We start from the raw sequence: 20,660 nt of genomic DNA, 5'->3' as shown, positions 1-20,660 counted from the left end.
GATCGGCACCTCGGCGATCAGTGCTGAAGAAATAAAAGGGGAGGAAATAATGAGCCAGCTGTCGAAATCTATTCGGGGCAAAGTTCTCGCATGCCTCGCGGTGTCTGTATTTATAGTCTCATCGATCGACGTGCCTGGCGCCTCAGCGCAAGCCTACCCAAATCGTGTCATTCGGATCGTGCACGGTTTCGCATCGGGTGGGGCGGCGGACACGCTCTCTCGCGTCGTTGCCGACGGGCTGGCGAAACAGCTTAATGAGACCGTCATCGTCGAAGCGAAGCCTGGCGCAGGCGGCAATCTCGCATCGGACGCGGTCGCCAAGGCTGCGCCTGACGGATACACGCTCGGCCTTGTAACCGGAGGCCATGCGATTTCTGCAGGACTTTACAAATCGCTGTCCTATCAACCCGTCGATAGTTTCGAGATGATCTCCACGATCGTCTATTACGCGCTCGTCGTCGCTACCCGCAGCGACTATGAAGCAAAGACGCTGGGAGAGCTCATCGCGCTCGCCAAGGCCAAGCCGGGATCGTTGAGCTTCGGATCGGTCGGCTTCGGCAGCACGCATCACCTTGCTGGCGAATTGTTGAAAGCAGCAGCCGGCATCGACGTGTTGCACGTGCCCTACCGCGGCGACTCTCAGGCGATTACCGCGTTGCTCGCGGGCGATGTGCCCCTGATCGTTGGCACTAGCGTGCTTGTTGCGCCACAGATCGAGAGTGGTGCGGTGCGCGGCCTCGCCGTCACATCATCGACCCGGAGTGCTTTGCTGCCGAATGTTCCATCGGCCGGCGAGGCAGGTCTGAAGGGGTTCGATGTCAGGACGTGGGCCGGGCTGCTGGCGCCGAAGGGCACTCCGCCAGGGATCATCGCCCAACTCAACGCGGCCGTTCTGAAGTCTCTGGCCGACCCGGGGATCAGGGCGCGGCTGGAAGCGGCGATCGGTGGCGAGGTGCGGGGAAGCACGCCGCCGGAAATGCGTGAATTGGTCACGTCGGAAATCGCGCGATGGACGGCAGTGATCGACGCGGCGAAAATACCGAAGCTTTGACCGCGCGATCGATCTGAACCTACTTGGCCGGGCCCGGGATATTGCGCGATGCCATCGCCAGTGCCGTAGCCCGGCCGCCGATGCCGATCACGCTGATCTTGCCCGTGTTGCAATCGAAGCCGCGGGCAAGTTCGTCGGCCGCCTTGCGGGCCAGCTCATTGGCCTGCGGATTGGCCGTCACGTCGACATAGGCGACATGGCACACGGCGCCGGGCGGCAGGCGCGTCACCACCAACATCTGCTTGGATTTTGGCCGGCCATTTTTCTCGGGATCGTCGTTGTCGGCGATGTGCCAGCGCTGGATCATGGCGAATGGTTTGCCGGCGATGGTGCGCCATTCGATGGTATTGGTCGTCGAATTGAACGGGCCGAAGCCCTGCGACGCTGCGGGCTCGCTGTTGGCGGCCGCAGCCGTGGTGCCGGCCGAAATGGTTTCGCGGAGGTCATCTTCGTTCTTGAACACGACGAGGCCTGCGGGGCCCTTGCAGACCTGTTCTCGCGCATAGTCGTCGCCATCGATCTTGAAGTTGGAGACGCCGCGGCAATCCCTGTCGGCCACGGAGCTGTAGAGGCTGCCGATATTGTCGGCTGCGGCGAGCGACGTGGCGCCAAGCAGGATCGTTAGGGCGGCGGCGAGGGCGGGCAGGCGGGGCATTCAAGGGCATCCAGCACGGGAAAGGTGCTGCTTTGACGTTCACAAGCTGGGGAAGGTTCAACGGAAGCGGCTGACAGGGCTGGTTGAATCGCGCTAGACAGCTTGGTCAGCCTTCATTTTGTCTCCAGCAGCGTCAGTTCCTCATCCCATGCCCGCCTCGACTTCCGCCAAGCCATATCGCATCGGCCGTTCCAAAACCGGTCTCGGTCTTTTCGCCACTCAGCCGATCAAGAAGGGCGTCAAGATCGTCCAATACTTCGGGCCCCTGCTGGATTCGAAGAACGAGAAGCACGACGCGATCGAGAACAAGTATCTGTTCCAGATCAGCAAGCGCTGGACCGTCGATGGTTCGATCCGCAAGAACATCGCGCGCTATATCAACCACGCCTGCAAGCCGAACGCTGAGTCCGACGTCAATGCGGCGAAGAAGAAGATCATCATCCGCTCGATCAAGAAGATCGAGCCGGGCGAAGAGATCAACTACGATTACGGCACGGAGTATTTCAAGGAATACCTGAAGCCGATCGGCTGCAAGTGCGATTCCTGCGAGAAGAAGCGCAAGAAGAAGCGCGCCGAGGCACGTGCCGAGAAGCTCAAGGCCAAGGAGAAGGCCGAGCGCAAGGCGCTGAAGAAGGAAGAAAAGGCGAAGGCCAAGAGGGCCAAAGATAAGGCCAAGAAGGCCAAGTCTTCGGGCAAAGCGGCTTCGGGCAAAGCCAAAACGACCAAGACCGCCGCGAAGAAGACCTCCGCAGCGACCAAGGCCAAGTCTGTTAAGGCCAAGTCGGCTAAATCCAGGTCGGCCAAGGCTAGCAGGGCAAAGGCCGGCAAGGTCAGGAGCAAGGCGGCTTAAGCTGCCTGTGCCGCTGCGCTCCGGCGCAGCCCGATATATTGCAGCTCCGCAAACACACCGACTGCGATCGCCTGCGCGGCCACGAAGATCTGGCCGAGCAGGTTCGGCGTCACCGCGCCCGAAAACAGCAGGCCGATGCTGCCCAGAGTCCACAGCGCATTGCCGATGATGATCACCAGCACCAGCAGCTTCGGCATGGTCGCGCGGGTGCCGAGCCAGCCGACCAGCGCCGCATAGGCGATCAGAAACAGGCCGGATTCCAGCAGCAGTGCTTCAGGCAGATGCAGTAGGGGCGCCAGCAGGCCCGTGGCAAAGGTCAGCAGCAGCGCCATGGCGCCGCTAACGATGGCGTCGATCTGGATGGCGCGGCGGAGCAGGAGAGAGGGATTGATCATGGTCGTTGTCCTTCGGTTGGTCGTTGTGGATGTCCCGACCATGACGGCGCGGCGGAGCCAAATCGATTACCTGTGAGGTCATGGAAGCTGCGAAATTCGCGTGTTAGCTTTTTGCCATGAACACACAGCTTGCAGCGTCCTCCGCAACATCCCGGCCCGCCGGGATCGGCCATCATTTGCGCGAATGGCGGCAGCGCCGCCGCCTGAGCCAGCTGGATCTGGCCGGCGATGCCGAGATTTCCACGCGTCATCTGAGTTTCCTGGAGACCGGCCGCGCCTCGCCCTCGCGCGAGATGGTGTTGCGGCTGGCCGAGCGGCTCGACGTGCCGCTGCGCGAGCGCAATGTCTTGCTGGTGGCTGCTGGCTTCGCACCGGCCTTTCCGCAGCGGGCGCTGGACGATCCCGCGCTGAATTCAGCGCGACAGGCCATTGACCTCGTGCTGAAGGCCCATGAGCCCAATCCGGCGCTGGCGGTCGATCGGCACTGGAATCTGGTCGCGGCCAACCGAATGGTGATGCCGCTGCTGGAAGGCATCGCGCCGCGCTTGCTCGGGCAGCCCTTCAACGTGCTGCGGCTGAGCTTTCATCCGGAGGCGTTGGCCTCGCGCACCGTCAATCTCGGCGAATGGTGCGCGCATCTGCTGGAACGCCTGCATCGACAATGCGAGGCGACCGCCGATCCGGAACTGATCAAATTGTATCAGGAATTAAAGACCTATCCGGTGCCGGCGCGGTCGGCGCCGATCGCGGCTGACAGCGTCGTGGTGCCATTCCGCATGAAGCTCGGCGACGATGTGCTGAGCTTCATGTCGACGACCATGACCTTCGGTACGCCGCTGGATATCACCCTGTCGGAAATCGCCATCGAGACGTTCTTTCCGGCGGATGACGTCACGGCGAACAGGCTCCGGGAGATCGCTTCAAACGGGAACTAACGGCCTTGTCCGCGATGTCCACGACGCCTATTTGTGGGCGGAACAAATACAGGGAGCCCGCCCATGAGCACCATCAAGCCGCTTCAGATCGATATCGTCTCCGACGTCGTGTGTCCGTGGTGCTATATCGGCAAGCGCCGCATCGAGAATGCGCTGGCGTTGGTCCCCGACGTGCCGGTGCATGTCAATTGGCGGCCGTTCTTCCTTAATCCGTGGATCCCGCGCGAGGGCATCGATCGCTCGACCTATCTGGAGACCAAATTCGGTTCGGTCGAAGCCTACAAAGGCATTGCCGGCCGTGTCGTCGATGCGGCCGAGCAGGAGGGCCTGACCTACCGGCCGGACAGCGTGAAGCGCCAGCCGAACACCATCGATTGCCACCGGCTGATCCATTGGGCCGAAGCCTCCGGCAAGTCGGCCGAGGTCAAGCAGCGTCTGATGGAATTGTATTTCCGCGACGGCGGCGACCTCACCCAAAGCGAGACGCTGGTCCAGGCGGCGGCCGATGTCGGACTCGATGCGGACGATATCCGCAAGCGCCTCGCCACCGACGAGGATGTCGAACTGATTTCCGGCAACGCCAAGGAAGCCGCGGACAAAGGCATCTCCGGCGTGCCGACTTTCGTGTTCGCCGGAAAATATGCGGTATCCGGTGCGCAGGATGCCGAAAAACTTGCGCGTGCGATCCGTCAGGTCTCGGCGGAAGTGAACGCGGAGGCGGCAGAGTAGGGCGCGCGCTTACGTGTCCTTCAGCATGTAGCCCGGATGAGCGTAGCGATATCCGGGAATGTTGCCGATGTGCCCCGCATATCGCTGCGCTCATGCGGGCTACGTAGCTCGCCGAGATCCCGACCGACGAGCTTTGAGCCTTACGCGCCCTTCAGATAGTAGTTCGCCTTCTTGCCGAGCGCGATGCGGCGCAGAACTTTGCGCATCGCCAGCGAGCTGCGCAGCGGTTTGATCGCCGTGGTCACGGTCCGGTAGAAAGCGAGCTTCAGCATATCCAGCACCGGCTGCCGGCCCGGCGGCTGCTGCGGGAAGCCGACACCACGCAGCATCGAATTGAAGAAGTGCAGGTCGTTGACCCGGCGCACTTCTTTGGTCTTCCAGGTGATTGCCATCGAGATCGAGAACGAACCGGCGGTGCGCACCCAGTGCGGCCACTGATAAGGCACGTAGCAGCCGTCGCCATCGAACATGTGAAACTCAACGGCGCGCGGCGCGAAGCTGTCGTCGAATTTGAGGTTGCGGTGCTTGGTCATCGAACGCTCGATCTCGTCGTCGGAGACGATCGCGCGGTCTTTGTTGTCATAGATCGTGAAGAACTTCTCGCCGTGGATCTGGACGAAGAAGTTATCCTCGCTGTCGAGATGGAACGGCGTGGTCGAATTCGGCGACGACACGAACAGGAAGCCTTCGAGCTGTTCGAAGCCGGCATCGAGCAGGCTGTTGAAGCCGCGGGCGCGCGCCACCGACAGCAGCGTGTCTTCGAGCAGTTGACGATACTCGGGCGAGTTCTCGATCCGCTTCAGCACCATCCATGCACCAGCGGTCTCGATACGATTGACCACCTCAACGGGATCGAGATCCACCGACGGGATCGCGTCGGGGTCCTGGCTGATCGCGACCTTGCCCGAATTGTATTCGATGAGATCGCGCGGCAGTTCGGATGCGAGCTGCGCGATACGCTGCAGCGTCAGCAGCGGATGTCCGGCGAGCTTGTGCTTGATGGCGAACGGCTTCAGCGGAAAATCGTTCTTGAGCGATTGATTGGCGGCCGAGATCACCGGCGCGACGTCAGTAGCTGCGTTCATGGTTGAACCCCTGATATCTAGCGGAGGCGGTTGCGGAGGGAGCGGGCCACGCGTCGCAGTGGCTCGCGGATGGAGCGACGCAGGGTCAGCGCGCCGTGGATGAGTGAGACGAGCGGGTCGTGTTTGCGCAGCGGAATCAGCACGTCGCCGATGGCAAGGCGGCCGCGCCAGATCGGGTCGATCATCGGGTGACCGGCATTGGCCGTGGAGTCGGCGCTCGCAATCACGGGATCGGCGCAGAGATGCCGCGTCACGTCGAGCGTGAGTTGCACGCCGGGGGACAGTTTGGCGAAGCGCTCGTCGACGCCGAGCTTGAAGTAGAAGGCACGATCGAGATGCCTGAGCAGCACGCCGGAAGCGACCGGTGTGTCGCCGGCGCGCAGCGTGACGATCTCGCATTGGCCGTGTTCGGCGAGCGCCTTGGTGGCGCTGCGGATGAAGGCATTGTCGCCGGCATCCTGCATCAGGGCGGTGCCGCGTTTGCCCTTCCATCCGCTTGCTTCCAGCGTCAGGAAGGTGTCGATGGTCGCCGCGATTTCGGCCGGCGTACGCGCGACATGGAAAGTCACGCCGCCATGTTCGGCGAGACGATTGCGCTGGCGGCGCAGTTCTTTCAGCTTCTTCGCGCCGAGCGCATCGCGCAGTAGGTCATCGGCATCGCGCGTGGCATCAAGGTAGGCGCGGGCGTGGGATTGCAGGATGCGCGGCACAAGATCCTGCATGGCGAGCGACTTGCGGATCGTCTGCATTGCGGCGCCGTCGAGCGAGATGTTTTCGAGGATCAGCGCATGAGCGCCGGCCTTGCGGGCCTGTTCCAGCAGGCGCGTGACGGCGTCCGGCGCCATGTCGCGATCGAGCAGCGGCGTGGACAGCGTGCCATAGGGATCGGCACTCACCAGTGCGGGGAGAGGAATGCGATAGGCGCGGCGCGCGGTGATTACCGGCAGCAGCCCGATCAAGCGGGGCGTTCCGGTGTCGCTCATCCAGGCGCTGAGCGCGGCGACATCGGTGCGGCAGCGCGCGGATGCATTGACGGCCAGTTCCCAGTCGGCGAGGTAATAGCCGTTCGGCTCGACGGCCTGCTGCGCGAGCGCGCGCCATGGCTCGGGCGCGATTGCCGCGAGCGGCGCAAGCGCATCGGGCGCAGACGCTGGGCGGTTCGCCGCGGTCATCCCGGCGCCCGTTGCTCTGCTGTCATGCATGCCGGCTGGGTTTGCAATGTCGACCACGTCCCCGATCCCCGTCGCAAGGAAGGCGGCGCAGGCCGCTTCTCCATTGCTGTCTGCCGAGATTAGGAGAAACATTCCAAGATCCGGTTTTTCCGGACACGAAATTTGACGGGAATGTGCAACCGATCGTTCACCAAACGGTCGCTGAAAAGCCTGTGTTTTCAGTGGATATGGGCCGGCCGGGGTGACGGGTGCCGGAGTATTCGCGCGTTTCCGCGGACGGGCGGACCTGCGGTCGATGGTCGCGGCCTCGCCATGTTGGGGCTGGAAAATGGCCTCTACGTCAGGCTATCAAGGCGCCGGAGGGACCCATGATGCGAGCATTGGTATTGGCGATCGCGGCAGTGGCGCTTCTGGCTGCGCCGGCGAACGCACAGGTGGGCGGCGGCAAACGCGGCGGCAGCGATCATGCGCCCGCGCCCGAAAAGCCGAAGATCGACGAGAAGGCCTACAAGGCCGCCTTGGAACGCGTTCCGACTCCCAAGGAAAAATACGATCCGTGGGGCGGCGTCGCGCCAGCTCCCGCGCCCGCAACGGCAGCGAAGAAAAAGTAATCGTCGGGCAGCACATGTCGCACGCGGTTCCCGTGAACCGCGCTTGCGTTGACAGCGACCAAATTGGGCAGCGGCAGGCCGTCGCATTATTGGCGGACGGCCATCCTGATTTCATTTGAATCAGGCGGGAATTATCCGTCGCGCAAACCGGCTTGGCCGGGGAGAGTGTTCGATGGTTCGTCCTGTCATTCGCAGCGCGATCGTTGCAGCCGTGGTGATGCTCGGCTCGCAGAGCGCCGTTCTTCTCGGCTCAACAGCCGCTTTGGCCGAGAGCCGCCTGGCGCTGGTGATCGGGCAATCCTCCTATCGGTCCATCGCGCCGCTCCCCAATCCGGTCAATGACGCCAAGGCCATGGCGCAGATGCTCGGCGATGCCGGCTTTGAGGTGCAGTCGGCCGCGGATCTGTCGCAGAACGATTTGCGCGCCAGGATCGCCAGCTTCGCCGCCGCTGTCTCCACCAAGGGGCCCGACACGGTGGCGCTGATGTTCTATGCCGGCCACGGTCTGCAGATCGACGGCGAGAATTATCTGGTGCCGGTCGATATCGATCCGAAGCGCGAAGCCGATATTCCACTGCAGGCGGTGCGCCTCAACGACATCCTGAACACGCTGACATCCGTACCGAGCAAGAGCCGCATCATCCTGCTCGATGCCTGCCGCAACAATCCGTTTCCAGCCATCAGCAAGACCACCGGCCGCGGGCTCGCCCAGGTCGACGTGAAATTCGGCACGCCCGGCACGCTGCTGTCATTCTCCACGTCGCCGGGCGCCGAAGCCGAAGACGGCAAGGACGGCAACAGCCCCTATACGACGGCGCTGCTGAAGGCCGGCCGCGAGCCGGGCCTGCCGATCGAGGATGCGTTCAAGCGCGTGCGGCTGTCGGTCAATCAGGCCACCGAAGGTCGTCAGACGCCGTGGGAGAGCTCATCGCTGGTCAATGACTTTCGCTTCTTTGGCACTGATGCCGGCGCCAAGCCCGCCGTGACCAAGAAGACCGTCGATCAATGGCGCAAGGAGCTGCAGGGCAAGCCGGTGCAGGACGCCAACAACCTGATCGTGTCGGACGGTTCGGTGGAAGCCTATGAGGCCTTTGTCGGCCTCTATGCCGAGCCGCCGCTCGGCCCGCAGGCGAAAGAATGGCTCGACCGTCACTACAAGATGGTGGCGTGGAATAACGCCGTCATCACCAACACCGCGCCGTCCTATCGCGACTTCCTGGCGAAATATCCCGACAGCGATCTGACATCGACCGCGCAGAAGCTCGAGGAGCGCACGCGCAACAAGCCGGTACCGGGTGCGGTAGCGAACGCGCCGACCAATGTCGCATTGGCCGGACCGGGCCCGACATGCCCGTGCGGTGCGCCGCCCGCAGCAGCGCCTGCATCGAAAAAGGCCGAGAAAGCCACCGAGCCCACGAAGAAGCGTGCTGACAAGCCATCGCCACCGCCGCGGCGCAGCCGTGAGATCGTCGAGGAAGAGGTCATTATCCGCCGTGCGCCGCCGGTTTATTACGAGCCGGTACCGCGCGTCTATTACGGCGGTGGAGGCTATGGCGGTTACGGCGGCGGCAACTATGGCGGCCGCGGGCGCTACTGACGGGCACCTACTCGAACGCCACGCCAAGCTGGCGGTCGTTATTCCAGACCGGCCGGCAGCGGCGGATGAAGTGATCCGCCTCGATCACCAGCATGAAATTTTGCGGCAGGCCGAGCGGGCTTGCGATATCGACCCGCGCGCCGGAGGCCGAGAGGTTGCGGACGGTGCAATCGATACCGCCGCCGCCAAAGGCCAGCGTGCCGCGCTTCAGAACCCGGTGTCGTGGAGCCGTTCGTTTCTCGATCATGGTTGTCGTCCGCATCGTCTGCATGCGCCACGTCTAGCACCGCGATCTTGCCGGCCGATAAAGCCGATCCTGGAAATCCGGACCCGCCTGTTCATCCTTCGTGAAGTTCTGGAGGATCAGAAGATTTCATAAAAATATCAAATCAAGGAAATGAACTCCATGATACCGTCGGGCCGTTGGACGCTCAGCCAACCATCGGCCGGCGTCATTTTCGGGGAAGGGGACCATGATGAAATTCGCCTGCGCGTTTCTGACTGTCGCTGCCATGTTCTCTGCCGCGCCGGCCCAGGCTGTCGTGCTCGATCTGTCCACCATGTCCTGCAAGCAATTCGTCGAATCCGGCCCCGACGAGATCAAGATGGTGCTGACCTGGATGGACGGCTGGTACAAGGGCGACTCGGACGATGCGATCATCGACACCGAGGTGTTCGTCGAGAACGCCAAGAAATTCGGTACCTATTGCGCGGCGCACCCGACCATCAGCATCGTGACGGCCGCGGAGAAGGTGCTGGGCGACTAGGCTCCAGTCCGGGCCAGCGCCCGGGTTTCCCGGTTTCCGAAGGTTTCAACCTGCGTGAGGCACGACGGGGTGCCTTGCGTCAGGCGCTTGGCGTGCCCGAATGGCCAGTGGTATAACGCCTCCGAAATTCACGGAGCTTTGGTGCCATGAAACGATCCAGCAAACTATTCAGCGTCGTCGCAGTGCTCGCGCTTTTGACCGGCCCGGCCGCCGCGCAGATGATGAACCTGATGCCGGAGGTGAAGTCCAAGTCGGCGGAGGAGAAGGAGCAGGACGCGATCACCGAGAAGGCGTATCGCGAGTCGCTGCGCAAGATTCCCGACACCAAGGCCGCGGCCGATCCATGGGGCAATGTGCGCAGCGATGCGCCGAAGGCGGCTGCACCCGCGAAACAGCCGCGCACCAAGACCGGCAGCGCTGCGAATTGATCAGGTGATGACCGTGGCATCGGCGGCCCGTGCCGCCGGCGCGCAAATGGACTGAAGCCCGCGCGCGGCCACTGACATATGCGCCTGTGTCAGTTGCTCCAGGACAGCGGCACTTCGAACAATCCGCCGCTGTCTTCGTTCTCGACGACGATCGCGCCCTTCACGACGCCGATACTGCGCACCATCTCCGATGCAAGCTGACGTGCGTGCAGCATCGCTTCCTGATCGTCCTTGAAGCTCGTCCCTTCATCGTCGAGGAACGTGTTTTCGGCGATAATATGAAAGAAAAATCGAGGCACGGGAAACGACCACATCTGGCGCGCGTGTAAATGGCTTGCAGCACCTGAGGTTGCTGTAAGACAATGATACCGCTAAACCAACTTGTTCCGTGCGTCGATAGAAATGTGCAAAATTTGCGGCAAATAAACGGTTTTTTTTGGCAGGCAGTTCTCGTGCAGGGATCCGCTTTCGGAACCGTGATGCATCTCTGGGTCGTCATCGAAGGCGGCCATGGTATCGGGCGCCATAGATCGTTGCGGTATGATTAGGTGAGATGCAGGCGTCATCCGGCCGCAGTTTCACATAGGGGCCATCATGTCGTCGGCCGATATCGTATTTGCGTGTGCTCTGGCCGTGATGATCGGGTGCAACCTATATGGCGAGCCGCGGATTGCAGGTGAGCGCGTTGCGATGCAGTGGGGCTTCGACGGCAAGCCGACATGGGATGCGCCGAAGCGGATTGCACTGTGGGGCATGGTCGTCTTCATGCTGATGGTGCGCCTGATCATCTGGACGGCGACGACCTTCGCACCGGAGAAGGTTCACGGCGCCAATCTCGGACTCATGCTGGCGTCGGTGATCATCGCCGCGTCGCACATCTTCATTGTGCTGAAAGCAATCAAGCGGAGCTGAGTTGCGGCATGACGTCTCCCCCGCGGCGGCTGGCTTCGCCGTGCAAGAGAGGCTAGGGGAGCATCAGGGCGGAGAACGAAGCCGCCGTCATAGGCGAGGGGCATATGTCACGCGACCGGTTCTGGTTCTTCCACCCGTTTCGGGTGCGCTATTCCGAGATCGACGGCCAGGGCGTCGTGTTCAACGCGCACTATCTCACTTACTTCGACACGACCATCACCGAATATTTTCGTGCGCTCGGCTATGACCAGTTTGCCGATGCCAAGGCGAGCGGCGTCGACTTTCACGTCGTCAAATCGGTGATCGAATACAAGGCGCCGATCCTGTTCGATCAGGAGCTGGACGTCGCCGCGCGCGTGGCGCGAATCGGCAATTCCAGTCTGGTGTTCGAACTCGGCATCTTCGCGCGCGCAGCCGACGATCTGTTTGCCACCGGCGAGATCGTCTGGGTCAATACCGATCAGAAGACCCATCGCCCGGTGCCGATCGCGCAACCGATCCGCGATCTGATCGCCACGCGTGAGATGAATCGCGCGGGATAAGGCACAGGTCACATGGGCCCGGTGCGCTGCACCGGCGACTCTAGCTTGGCTCGTCCAGATCGTAGAAATGGGCGAGCCCCCGGCAGATCTCCATCAACCTGTCGCGAAAGGGGGTCTGGGCCGGATCCGAGTAACTGACGATGACGCGCCAGCTGTCATCCAGCGAATAGATGATCACGCTCATGTTCTTGGGCCATGGCCCGGCGATGGCGGCGGCTTCTCGAATGATCTTCTGAAGTTCGGCGGCGGTTTTCTTTGGCTTGGGCATCCACGCTCCCTGGCTAGAAGCGTTCTAAAGTGGTGACAGGGAACTGTCCAGAGTGTGCCGGACTCGCAGTTTGTGTGACCCGACTTGCCTGTCTTGGGGTGACCCGGGCGTCCGGCCGGTTCAACCGCTGCACTGACCAAAAGAGGCCGCGCCCCGAGGCGGCCTTACCTTGGCAACGTCCCCAGATCGCCCGATGAAGGCCTGCCCAAGGCAACGAATGCTGCGACCGCCAGAAGGCAGATGGGCGCAATCAGACCGAGCAGATATCCGGCAAGACCGTGCCGAATATAGATGCCCCAATAGTTGACGAGGCTGGGGTAATGGGGATCGGTGTTCGTATAGAAGACGACAAATTTTGCGGCGTTGGAAATGTGCCCGTGTGACCACACGAGAAATGTAAATGCCAGCACGGTTGCGATGACGCAGAGTGCTGTTACCACGACCATGCGCTGATTTCTGTTCATCGGATTTTACTCTGGCTTCACCCCCTGTTGTGCAGGAAAGCTGCAAGAAGGTTCAATGAAGGGTGATCCGCCTCATGCACCGCTACGGGGTGCTTCGCTGCGCTTCACGAGCCAGCCTGGGATCTGCAGCGTGATCCATGATCCGAGCACCGTGAGGATCGCCATGCCCGCGAGCGAGATATAGAGCAGAGGATGTTGTGAGGATACGAGCGACCCGTTCAGGTGCAGGTGCGGGCGGATCATGTCCATGACCCCGCCGACCAGGCTCGCCGCCACGAAGCCGCCGATGACCGACGCGATAATGCTCGCGATCCATCCAAGCGGGCCGCGCTTCTTTGTCCAGGCGTCATGAATTCCCACCGCCAGCATGGCGATCAACATGATCAGCATGATGGTCAGCGGGCCACCCACGCTCGACCTGGGCATCGCGCCGCTGAGTTCGACGAGCAACAGGGCAGCGACGGAGAGCAGTGCGATCGTCTTCACGGCGTGTGACCTTCCCATGTCGGATTGAACGCATGAGCGATGCGGACATCCTGTTGTGCGGGAAACGTGCAGGAAGGTTCAAAAGTGGCTCGATTAGTCCAAATCGGGTGGCTGTCGTTTTTGAACGATATCGACGAAGATGACTAAGAATGAAAGAGGCCGCCCACTGAGGCGGCCTTAGTCCCATTCAACCGGCCCCCATGGTTGTTGGTCGGCCCAATCCTTCGCCTCGTCGAGGGTGTGGTGGCTCCCTCCCGTGAGGTCGCACGTATAAACGAGTCCATCTGGCGTTTCTGGAATCGGACGGCTTTCGTCCAATTGGTCATCGTTGTCATATCGAGACGACGCAAACCGCACGGGCTGGGCGTAGATAGCAATCCGCCTAGGGGCGGTTCGGTCGTAAAGCCAAATCCCAGTTGCAACGATTTTTTTCTCTGCGGTCATTTTTTCATAATAGGCCACAGCCGAAATCAAACTAGGCCACTGAGGGTCAAAACAGGCAGTACCCAAATTCCCAAAAGAACATATTGCGAACATAGAACAGATAGGGTACATTGTTTTCAACCCGAACAGCACCGCTATCCTCTGGCGCTTGCCGTTTGTCCTGTCGCGAATCCCTTCATAAGGAGCTAGATCAATGGCTACCACTCCGACTGCCCTGCGTATCGTTGAAGGATCCTCCATGGACAAGACCAAGGCCCTGTCGGCCGCGCTCTCCCAGATCGAGCGCCAGTTCGGCAAGGGCTCGGTGATGAAGCTCGGCAAGAACGACCGGTCGATGGACATCGAGGTGATTTCGTCGGGCTCGCTCGGCCTCGATATCGCGCTCGGCGTCGGTGGCCTGCCGAAGGGCCGCGTGATCGAGATTTACGGACCGGAATCCTCGGGCAAGACCACTTTGGCGCTGCATTGCGCCGCGGAAGCCCAGAAGAAGGGCGGCATCTGCGCCTTCATCGACGCCGAACACGCGCTCGACCCGGTCTATGCCCGCAAGCTGGGGGTCAATGTCGATGAACTCCTGATCTCGCAGCCGGACCACGGCGAACAGGCGCTGGAAATCGCCGACACGCTGGTGCGCTCCGGCGCGGTGGACGTGCTGATCATCGACTCCGTGGCAGCGCTGGTGCCGCGCGCCGAACTCGAAGGCGAAATGGGCGACGCGCTGCCCGGCCTGCAAGCCCGTCTGATGAGCCAGGCGCTGCGCAAGCTGACTGCCTCGATCAACAAATCCAATACGATGGTGATCTTCATCAACCAGATCCGCATGAAGATCGGTGTGATGTATGGCTCGCCGGAAACCACTACCGGCGGTAATGCGTTGAAATTCTACGCCTCGGTCCGTCTCGACATCCGCCGCATCGGCGCGATCAAGGAGCGCGACGAAGTGGTCGGCAATTCGACCCGCGTCAAGGTCGTGAAGAACAAGCTGGCGCCGCCCTTCAAGCAGGTCGAATTCGACATCATGTATGGCGAAGGCGTCTCCAAGATGGGCGAGATCCTCGATCTCGGCGTGAAAGCGGGAATCGTCGAGAAGTCCGGCGCCTGGTTCTCCTATGACAGCCAGCGTCTCGGCCAGGGCCGCGAGAATTCCAAGGCCTTCCTGAAAGCCAATCCGGACATGACCGCCAAGATCGAAGCATCGATCCGGCAGAATTCCGGCCTGATCGCCGAGCAGATTCTCGCCGGTCCCATCGAGCGCGACGAAGACGGCGGTGACGGCGAGGAGCCGGCAGAAGATTGATCGGATCGGGTCCGGAGACGCACTGACGTTCATGCGCAGTGATGTTGCCGGACCGATCTTGCAGCCGACAGTGTCGGCTGAATGATTTCGCGGTGGGTACTGTGGGGGTCTGTTGCCGATACCCTGCGGTGCCTGCCGCGTTGTCGTTTCAGGGCGCCCTGATCTGAGTGCGCCCTGATCGCAATTATTGCCGCCCGGCGGGGACAGCCTCGCTTGGCGGCGCGATCAGTTTGTTCACCGCATGACAGGCGACGCCGTCGACCAGATCCGGTACGATCTTGCGACAGAGATCGAACACTTCGGGGCAGCGCGGATGAAACGTGCAGCCGGAGGGCGGATCGATCGGATTGGGAATCTCGCCGGAGACCGCGATGCGTGCGCGGCCTGACATGGCCAGATCCGGCACTGCGCCAAGCAGCATGCGCGTATAGGGCATGCGCGGCGCGCGGAAGAGTTCGCGCCCTTCCGCAATCTCCACGATGCGGCCGAGATACATCACGCCGATCCGGTCGGCCATGTGCCTGACAACAGCAAGATTGTGGCTGATAAACAGATAGGTCAGGCCGAATTTGTCCTGCAGTTCGCGCATCAGGTTGAGAATCTGCGCCTGCACCGAGACATCCAGCGCGGAGGTCGGCTCGTCGCAGACGATGAACTCGGCCTCCGATGCGAGTGCGCGGGCAATGGCGATGCGCTGGCGCTGGCCGCCGGAGAACTGATGCGGATATTTCTGCCCGTCGTCGGGATGCAGGCCCACCAGCGTCAGCAATTCGCCAATGCGGGCGCGAATGTCGCGCTCGCCCTGAATGAGATCGAAGGCGCGGATCGGTTCAGCGATGATGGCATCGACGCGCAGCCGCGGATTGAGGCTGGCATAGGGATCCTGAAAAATCATCTGGATGCGCTTGCGCAGCAGTTTTCGCGCAGTCGCCTGCCTGGGATCGCTCATCGAGACGCCGTCGATGATGACGTCGCCGGATGTCGGCGGCAGCAGCCCGACCACCATCCGCGCCACCGTGCTCTTGCCCGAGCCGGATTCGCCGACCAGCGCAAAAGTCTCGCCGCGTTTGATCTCGAAGGAGACGCCGTCGACGGCTTTCAGAAACTCCATCGGACTGCGCTCGATGACGCGGTTGAGCCACGGCTTCGAGACGTCGAATGCGCGTTTGAGATTGCGTGCCTGCACCAGCGCCGTCATGCCGCGCTCTCCGCATGGGCATGATCGTAGAGATGACAGGCGACCTGCTGCGCACCCACAGCGATCGGCTCAGGCCGCTCCGCGCGGCAGCGGTCGAACGCAAAACTGCAGCGCGGGTTGAACGCACAGCCCTGCGGAATCGCCGACAGCCGCGGCATGCTTCCCGGGATCTGCACCAGCCGCTGCGAGGCGTCGCCGGTCAGCGTCGGGATCGCGCCCATCAATCCCTTGGCATAGGGATGCAGCGGGTTTTGCACCACGTCGCGCACCGGGCCGATCTCGGCGATGCGCCCGGAATACATCACGGCGACGCGGTCGGAGGTCTCCGCGATCACACCCATATCGTGGGTGACCAGCATCACCGCCGTGCCGTGGTCGCGGCCGAGCCGCTTGATCAGCGCGATGATCTGCGCCTGCACGGAGACATCGAGCGCGGTGGTCGGCTCGTCGGCGATGATCAGTTCGGGCTCGGCCGCGATCGCCAGCGCGATCACCACGCGCTGCCGCATGCCGCCGGAGAATTCATGCGGATAGGCATCGACGCGCTTGTCAGGGGCGGGAATGCCGACCTCGGCGAGCAGATCCACTGCGCGCTTGCGCGCCTGCGTCTCGTTCATGTTGAGATGGGTGCGGATCGTCTCCACCAGCTGGTCGCCGATCCGATACAGCGGATTGAGACTGGTCAGCGGATCCTGAAAGATCATGGCGATGCGCTTGCCGCGAATCCGGCGCATCGCCTCCGCCGGCAGATTGTCGATGCGCAATCCGGACAGCAGGATCTCGCCGCCCGCGATCCGTCCGGGGGGATCGATCAGGCCGATGGCCGCAAGTCCCGTCACCGATTTGCCGGCGCCGGATTCGCCGACCACGCCCAGCACCTCGCCCTTGGCGATGTCGAAGGACACGCCGTCGATGGCGCGCAGCGCGCCACGCCGGCTGGCGAATTCGACGCGCAGGTTGCGCACGGAGAGGACGGGCACGCTCATATCGGGCACTGCTTGAGGTGAGGCATCATTGCAGCTTCGGATTCAGCGCATCGCGCAGCCAGTCGCCGAGCAGGTTGATCGAGAGGATCAGCGAGGCCAGCGCGAGTCCGGGAAAGGCGATGACCCACCATTCGCCGGAGAACAGATAATTGTTGCCGATGCGGATCAGCGTGCCCAGCGACGGCATCGTGTCGGGCATGCCGGAGCCGAGAAACGACAGCGTCGCCTCGGTGATGATGGCCAGCGCCAGATTGATGGTGGCGATCACCAGGATCGGCCCCATCGTGTTCGGCAGCACATGGCGGATCATGATTACGCGCGCGGGCAGGCCGATCAGCTGTGCTGCGGCGACATAGTCCTTGTTCTTCTCCACCATCACCGAGCCGCGCACGGTGCGGGCATATTGCACCCAGAAACTCAGCCCGATGGCCACCACCAGCACGATCAACGTGGTCGATGCATCGAGATGATTGCCGAGCGCCGATTTCACGACGCCGTCGATCAAGAGCGCGATCAGGATCGCGGGGAAAGTGAGCTGCACATCGGCAATGCGCATGATCAGGCTGTCCACGGCGCCGCCGACATAGCCGGCGATCAGGCCGAGCCCGATGCCGAGTACTGCCGCGAAACTAACGCCGAGCACGCCGACCACCAGCGAAATCCGCATGCCGTAGAGGATCGCCGAATAGATATCGCGCCCCTGTTCGTCGGTGCCGAGCAGGAACGGCCTCTGGCCCTCCGCCGTCCAGAGCGGCGAGATGCGGGAATTGATCAGTTCGAGCTGCGCCGGATCGAACGGATTCTGCACCACCAGCACAGGCGCGAACAGCGCCATCATCAGCAGCACAAACACGATCGCGGCGGCGACCATTGTGAGTTTGGAGCGGCGGAACGAATAGAAGATGTCGCTGTCGATGGCGCGGGCGAGGAGGGAGGGTGTGCGGGGGATGGGCGCGTCGGTCATGTCACTCCCTCACGCCGGCCGGTTGATCGTCGCGCGCAGACGCGGATCGACCACGGTGTAGAGGATGTCCACAATCAGGTTGATGGTGACGAAGATCAGCGACACCACCAACAGATAGGCCGCCATGATCGGGATATCGACATTCTGTACGGCCTGCACGAACAGCAGCCCCATGCCCGGCCACTGGAACACCGTCTCGGTAATGATGGCGAAGGCGATGACCGAGCCGAATTGCAGCCCGGCCACGGTGATGACCGGCACCAGCGTGTTCTTGAGCGCATGACCGAAATGGATCGCCCGCGTGGTGAGCCCGCGGGCGCGTGCGAAGCGGATATAGTCGGTGCGCAGCACTTCCAGCATCTCGGCGCGGACGAGGCGCATGATCAGCGTCATCTGGAACAGGCCGAGCGTGACCGATGGCATGATCAGCGCCTTCAGGCCGGAGATTGTCAGCAAGCCGGTGGTCCACCAGCCGAATTTCACGACGTCGCCGCGCCCGAAGGAGGGCAGCCAGCCGAGGGTCACCGCGAACAGATAGATCAGCAGAATGCCGATCAGGAAGGTCGGCAGCGAGATGCCGATCAGCGATACCGCCTGCAACACCTTGGCGAAGAACGAATCCTTCCGCAGCGCCGAATAGATGCCCATCAGAATGCCGAACACCATGGCGATCACGGTGGCGCAGGTGGCGAGCTCCAGCGTCGCCGGCATGCGCTCCTTCAGCAGCGCGGAGACCGGCTGACGAAACTGGTAGGAGACGCCGAACTTGAACTGCACGGCATTGATGAAGTAGCGCGCGAATTGCACCGGGACGGGGTCGTCGAGGCCGAGCGACGCGCGCACCTCGGCGCGCTGCGCCGGCGTGGTGTCGATGGCCACCATCTGGTTCACCGGATCGCCGGCAAAGCGGAACATGGTGAAGGCGATGATGCCGACGGCGATCATCACACCAATGGACTGCAATGCGCGGCGCAGGATGAAAGCGAGCATGGGCTATTTCGCTTTCTGTTATTGAAACATCTGGGACCTCATGGTGAGGAGGCGCTTCTTCAGCGCCGTCTCGAACCATGAGATAATGCAGGCCACCATCCTTCGAGACGCGGCGAAGGCGCCGCTCCTCAGGATGAGGACTGAGATCGGGGCGACCTGGCCTTCCACGCGGATGCCAAACCTATTCCGACTTCACCGCCCAGTATGGCAGCACCTGGTTGTCGGGGCGCTGCACGATCTTCACCTTCTTGGAGACGCCCCAGGCCAACGCCTGCTGATGCAGCGGGATATAGGCCCAGTCCTTGGCGGCGATCTCATAGGCCTGTTTGATGAGCTGGTCGCGCTTGGCGGTGTCGGTCTCCTGCAGCACCTGATCCGTGAGGGCGTCGAACTGCTTGTTGCAATAGCCGCCGAGATTGGTGGCGCCGCGCGGGCTCGCGGGATCGTCGCGGCAGCCCATGATGTCATGCATCACATTGTGCGAATCCTGCGTGCCCGGTGTCCAGCCGAGCAGATAGAATGAGGTGTTGAAGCCGCCGGTCTTGAACACTTTGGCGAAATATAGCGCCTTGGGCTGCGCGTTCAGGATCACCTTCACCCCGATGCGTGCGAGCATGCCGACCACGGCCTGGCAGATCGCGGCGTCGTTGACATAGCGATCGTTCGGGCAATCCATGCCGACTTCGAATCCGTCGGGATAACCGGCATCGGCCAGCAACTTCTTGGCGCCGTCGGCGTCGTATTTCGGCCGCGTGAAGTCGCCGGAGAGCTTGAACAGCGGCGGCGCGATCATCAAGGCGGATGGTGTCGACAGTCCGCGCATGACGCGGCTCTTGATCAGTTCGATGTCGATGGCCTTGTAGAAGGCCTCGCGGACGCGGATGTCCTTGAACGGGTTCTTGCCCTTGATGTTGGAGAACAGCAGCTCGTCGCGGATCTGGTCCATGCCGAGGAAGATGGTGCGCAGCTCCGGCCCGGCCATCACGGCGGCGTTGGCTGATCCATTGACGCGCGCGATGTCCTGCACCGGTACCGGCTCGATGATGTCGACTTCGCCGGACAGCAGCGCCGCGACGCGGGTGGCATCGGAGGCGATCGGCGTGAAGATGATCTCCTTGAGATTATGCTCGGGCTTGCCCCACCAGTTCGGGTTGACCTTGAAGACTGTCTTCACGCCCGGTTGATGGCTTTCGATGGTGAAGGGGCCCGTGCCATTCGCATTCAACGACGCGAAGCTTGGCGAGGTCGCCGCGGCCGGCGTCGGCGCGTTGGCATTGTTCGCCTCCGCCCATTTCTTGTCCATGATGTACCAGACGTCCCATTGCGACGTCAGGATGGGATTGGGCTTAGTCAGCACGAAATCGACGGTGTAGTCGTCGATCTTGAGCACCTTGGCATCGGCCGGAATGACCGTCGTGAAGTCGGAACCCTTGGCGCGCACGCGGTCGGCGGAGAACACGACATCATCGGCAGTGAAGGGGTCGCCATTGTGGAATTTGACACCCTTGCGCAGATGGAATCGCCAGCGCGTCGGCTCCGGTGTTTCCCAGCTCTCGGCAAGCGCCGGGATGATCTGCAGATCCTTGCCGCGTCCGACGAGGCCTTCATAGACCTGGCCGTGATGGGCGATCGTCGTGGTCTCGCGCAGCGTATAGGGATCGAGCGATTTCAGGTCGCCCTGATTGGCATAGCGCAGCGTTTGTGCGGAGGCGGGCAGTACGGAGGCAGAAACTGTGGCAAAGGCAATCAGCGATGCAGCGGCGGCAATGAACGTCTGACGGATCGACATACTGAGCTTCTCCATTGCATTGCCGCGATTGCATCACCGCGCGGC

26 protein-coding genes are annotated in these 20,660 nt (G+C 62.1%); 11 read left to right on the top strand and 15 right to left on the bottom strand.

Features of this window, described 5'->3' with window-relative positions; all coding sequences use genetic code 11:
* Positions 1–100: 100 nt before the first annotated feature.
* Positions 101–1,051, top strand: coding sequence for a tripartite tricarboxylate transporter substrate binding protein (locus tag HP556_RS07845; protein WP_338117545.1), 951 nt, complete (start codon positions 101–103; stop codon positions 1,049–1,051).
* A gap of 19 nt (positions 1,052–1,070) precedes the next feature.
* Here HP556_RS07845 and HP556_RS07840 read toward each other — a convergent pair whose 3' ends face one another.
* Complete coding sequence (locus HP556_RS07840) at positions 1,071–1,706, bottom strand: hypothetical protein (RefSeq protein ID WP_175366540.1); 636 nt, start codon at positions 1,704–1,706, stop codon at positions 1,071–1,073.
* A gap of 148 nt (positions 1,707–1,854) precedes the next feature.
* On the opposite strand from HP556_RS07840, the gene HP556_RS07835 reads away from it, so the two are divergent.
* On the top strand, positions 1,855–2,556 hold the full coding sequence (locus HP556_RS07835) for an SET domain-containing protein (RefSeq protein ID WP_175366539.1): 702 nt from the start codon (positions 1,855–1,857) through the stop codon (positions 2,554–2,556).
* On the opposite strand, the gene HP556_RS07830 is transcribed toward HP556_RS07835, so the two are convergent.
* Positions 2,553–2,951, bottom strand: a complete 399-nt coding sequence (locus tag HP556_RS07830; RefSeq protein WP_175366538.1) for a hypothetical protein — start codon at positions 2,949–2,951, stop codon at positions 2,553–2,555. The two genes, HP556_RS07835 and HP556_RS07830, sit on opposite strands and share 4 nt — an antisense overlap.
* A 116-nt stretch (positions 2,952–3,067) precedes the next feature.
* Here HP556_RS07830 and HP556_RS07825 point away from each other — a divergent pair, with 116 nt between their 5' ends.
* Both HP556_RS07825 and HP556_RS07820 read left to right on the top strand, forming a co-directional pair.
* Positions 3,068–3,886, top strand: a complete 819-nt coding sequence (locus HP556_RS07825) for a helix-turn-helix domain-containing protein (RefSeq protein ID WP_175366537.1) — start codon at positions 3,068–3,070, stop codon at positions 3,884–3,886.
* Between the two features lie 63 nt (positions 3,887–3,949).
* Entirely contained in the window at positions 3,950–4,615 is a 666-nt protein-coding gene (locus HP556_RS07820; RefSeq protein WP_175366536.1) for a DsbA family oxidoreductase, read from the top strand.
* Between the two features lie 140 nt (positions 4,616–4,755).
* On the opposite strand, the gene HP556_RS07815 is transcribed toward HP556_RS07820, so the two are convergent.
* On the bottom strand, positions 4,756–5,700 hold the full coding sequence (locus HP556_RS07815; RefSeq protein ID WP_120291327.1) for a JmjC domain-containing protein: 945 nt from the start codon (positions 5,698–5,700) through the stop codon (positions 4,756–4,758).
* A gap of 17 nt (positions 5,701–5,717) precedes the next feature.
* Positions 5,718–6,872 carry a GNAT family N-acetyltransferase gene (locus HP556_RS07810; protein WP_246297511.1) on the bottom strand — a complete coding sequence of 385 codons (1,155 nt, stop codon included), beginning with the start codon at positions 6,870–6,872 and terminating at the stop codon, positions 5,718–5,720.
* A 371-nt stretch (positions 6,873–7,243) separates the two neighbouring features.
* On the opposite strand from HP556_RS07810, the gene HP556_RS07805 reads away from it, so the two are divergent.
* Both HP556_RS07805 and HP556_RS07800 read left to right on the top strand, forming a co-directional pair.
* A complete protein-coding gene (locus tag HP556_RS07805; RefSeq protein ID WP_089265686.1) occupies positions 7,244–7,483 on the top strand; it encodes a hypothetical protein in 240 nt (79 codons plus the stop codon).
* Between the two features lie 172 nt (positions 7,484–7,655).
* A complete protein-coding gene (locus tag HP556_RS07800; RefSeq protein WP_175366535.1) occupies positions 7,656–9,080 on the top strand; it encodes a caspase family protein in 1,425 nt (474 codons plus the stop codon).
* A 7-nt stretch (positions 9,081–9,087) separates the two neighbouring features.
* Here HP556_RS07800 and HP556_RS07795 read toward each other — a convergent pair whose 3' ends face one another.
* Positions 9,088–9,327, bottom strand: a complete 240-nt coding sequence (locus tag HP556_RS07795) for a PilZ domain-containing protein (protein WP_175366534.1) — start codon at positions 9,325–9,327, stop codon at positions 9,088–9,090.
* Between the two features lie 226 nt (positions 9,328–9,553).
* On the opposite strand from HP556_RS07795, the gene HP556_RS07790 reads away from it, so the two are divergent.
* On the top strand, positions 9,554–9,847 hold the full coding sequence (locus HP556_RS07790; protein WP_420878655.1) for an HdeA/HdeB family chaperone: 294 nt from the start codon (positions 9,554–9,556) through the stop codon (positions 9,845–9,847).
* A 146-nt stretch (positions 9,848–9,993) separates the two neighbouring features.
* Positions 9,994–10,275: a hypothetical protein gene (locus HP556_RS07785; protein WP_120291323.1), complete on the top strand. Its 282-nt coding sequence runs from the start codon at positions 9,994–9,996 to the stop codon at positions 10,273–10,275.
* Positions 10,276–10,364: 89 nt separating this feature from the next.
* Here the strand turns inward: HP556_RS07785 and HP556_RS07780 are convergent, their stop codons facing one another.
* The gene (locus HP556_RS07780) at positions 10,365–10,574 is read right to left on the bottom strand and encodes a DUF6894 family protein (protein ID WP_068735723.1); all 210 of its coding nucleotides are present in this window, start codon (positions 10,572–10,574) and stop codon (positions 10,365–10,367) included.
* A 295-nt stretch (positions 10,575–10,869) separates the two neighbouring features.
* Here HP556_RS07780 and HP556_RS07775 point away from each other — a divergent pair, with 295 nt between their 5' ends.
* Both HP556_RS07775 and HP556_RS07770 read left to right on the top strand, forming a co-directional pair.
* Positions 10,870–11,187 (top strand): hypothetical protein, encoded by a 318-nt coding sequence (locus tag HP556_RS07775; RefSeq protein ID WP_175366533.1) that lies wholly within the window; start codon positions 10,870–10,872, stop codon positions 11,185–11,187.
* A gap of 104 nt (positions 11,188–11,291) precedes the next feature.
* Positions 11,292–11,729, top strand: coding sequence for an acyl-CoA thioesterase (locus tag HP556_RS07770; protein ID WP_175366532.1), 438 nt, complete (start codon positions 11,292–11,294; stop codon positions 11,727–11,729).
* A 40-nt stretch (positions 11,730–11,769) separates the two neighbouring features.
* On the opposite strand, the gene HP556_RS07765 is transcribed toward HP556_RS07770, so the two are convergent.
* The 4 genes from HP556_RS07765 to HP556_RS07750 all read right to left on the bottom strand — a co-directional run bounded on the left by HP556_RS07765 (position 11,770) and on the right by HP556_RS07750 (position 13,595).
* The gene (locus HP556_RS07765; protein ID WP_175366531.1) at positions 11,770–11,997 is read right to left on the bottom strand and encodes a hypothetical protein; all 228 of its coding nucleotides are present in this window, start codon (positions 11,995–11,997) and stop codon (positions 11,770–11,772) included.
* A 164-nt stretch (positions 11,998–12,161) separates the two neighbouring features.
* Positions 12,162–12,461, bottom strand: coding sequence for a hypothetical protein (locus tag HP556_RS07760; RefSeq protein WP_175366530.1), 300 nt, complete (start codon positions 12,459–12,461; stop codon positions 12,162–12,164).
* A 72-nt stretch (positions 12,462–12,533) separates the two neighbouring features.
* A complete protein-coding gene (locus HP556_RS07755) occupies positions 12,534–12,947 on the bottom strand; it encodes a hypothetical protein (protein ID WP_175366529.1) in 414 nt (137 codons plus the stop codon).
* Positions 12,948–13,124: 177 nt separating this feature from the next.
* Positions 13,125–13,595 (bottom strand): hypothetical protein, encoded by a 471-nt coding sequence (locus tag HP556_RS07750; protein WP_175366528.1) that lies wholly within the window; start codon positions 13,593–13,595, stop codon positions 13,125–13,127.
* On the opposite strand from HP556_RS07750, the gene recA reads away from it, so the two are divergent.
* On the top strand, positions 13,585–14,688 hold the full coding sequence (gene recA / locus HP556_RS07745) for a recombinase RecA (RefSeq protein WP_089265133.1): 1,104 nt from the start codon (positions 13,585–13,587) through the stop codon (positions 14,686–14,688). The genes HP556_RS07750 and recA overlap by 11 nt on opposite strands.
* 184 nt (positions 14,689–14,872) lie before the next feature.
* On the opposite strand, the gene HP556_RS07740 is transcribed toward recA, so the two are convergent.
* The 5 genes from HP556_RS07740 to HP556_RS07720 all read right to left on the bottom strand — a co-directional run bounded on the left by HP556_RS07740 (position 14,873) and on the right by HP556_RS07720 (position 20,615).
* Entirely contained in the window at positions 14,873–15,886 is a 1,014-nt protein-coding gene (locus HP556_RS07740; protein ID WP_175366527.1) for an ABC transporter ATP-binding protein, read from the bottom strand.
* Positions 15,883–16,872 carry an ABC transporter ATP-binding protein gene (locus tag HP556_RS07735; RefSeq protein ID WP_175366526.1) on the bottom strand — a complete coding sequence of 330 codons (990 nt, stop codon included), beginning with the start codon at positions 16,870–16,872 and terminating at the stop codon, positions 15,883–15,885. Before HP556_RS07735 ends, HP556_RS07740 begins: the two co-directional genes overlap by 4 nt.
* A gap of 25 nt (positions 16,873–16,897) precedes the next feature.
* Positions 16,898–17,836, bottom strand: coding sequence for an ABC transporter permease (locus HP556_RS07730; protein ID WP_175366525.1), 939 nt, complete (start codon positions 17,834–17,836; stop codon positions 16,898–16,900).
* A 9-nt stretch (positions 17,837–17,845) separates the two neighbouring features.
* Positions 17,846–18,826, bottom strand: coding sequence for an ABC transporter permease (locus HP556_RS07725; RefSeq protein ID WP_175366524.1), 981 nt, complete (start codon positions 18,824–18,826; stop codon positions 17,846–17,848).
* Positions 18,827–19,007: 181 nt separating this feature from the next.
* The gene (locus HP556_RS07720; RefSeq protein ID WP_175366523.1) at positions 19,008–20,615 is read right to left on the bottom strand and encodes an ABC transporter substrate-binding protein; all 1,608 of its coding nucleotides are present in this window, start codon (positions 20,613–20,615) and stop codon (positions 19,008–19,010) included.
* Positions 20,616–20,660: the final 45 nt, after the last annotated feature.

The sequence above is a fragment of the Tardiphaga robiniae genome (genome assembly GCF_013359755.1).
GTDB lineage: Bacteria > Pseudomonadota > Alphaproteobacteria > Rhizobiales > Xanthobacteraceae > Tardiphaga > Tardiphaga robiniae.
Note: the sequence above shows the minus strand (reverse complement) of the source record. Positions and strands in the feature narration are given on the sequence as shown.